Source organism: Treponema endosymbiont of Eucomonympha sp. (assembly GCF_001028545.1).
In genome coordinates this window covers 1-595 of record NZ_BBPW01000431.1, presented here as the reverse complement: position 1 = coordinate 595, position 595 = coordinate 1, and the positions used below count along the sequence as shown (strand labels likewise).

The window sequence follows — 595 nt, the reverse complement described above, 5'->3', positions numbered from 1 at the left end:
AGCATAGACTATGCGGCGGTATTGTCTTCACCACCGTATTTTTTTGAGCAGGAAAAAGAGCACTACGCTCAGAAAGAATACGACGCGGCGGTAGAGGCATATTCTCAGGCGATAGAGCTACAGCCGAATTATACGGCTGCGTTTAATAATCGCGGCATTACGCATGATAAAGAAATTATCAAAAAGGAATGTTATATATTCGATTTTGCGCCCGACCGTGCGCTGCGCCAAATCGCAGATTATAGCTGCCGCCTGAACACGGAAGAACAGAATCCCGAACAGAAAGTCGCCGAGTTTATCCGCTTTCTTCCCGTGCTCGCGTATGACGGCAGTTCAATGAAGCAAATTGACGCCGCCGGCGTGCTCGATATGGCGCTGAGCGGTACGACGGCGACGCTGCTTGCCCGCAGGTGGGAAAGCGCGTTTCTGGTGAACGTGGACAATGAAACGCTCACCCGCTTGATGAACAGCGCGGAAGCTATGAACGCGCTGATGAATATAGAGGGTTTCCGAAATCTGAATCAGGATATTGAAACAATCGTCAATAAATCAGAAGCGGTGCAAAAGACACGGAAGGGCGCGGGGGACCGCGAAC

1 protein-coding gene is annotated in these 595 nt (G+C 50.8%); it reads left to right on the top strand.

All coding sequences use genetic code 11. From position 1 onward, the window contains the following. Nucleotides 1-21: 21 nt before the first annotated feature. Nucleotides 22-595, top strand: a 574-nt coding sequence (locus AWU74_RS07460; RefSeq protein WP_202966437.1) for a tetratricopeptide repeat protein, incomplete at its 3' end; no start/stop codon positions are given.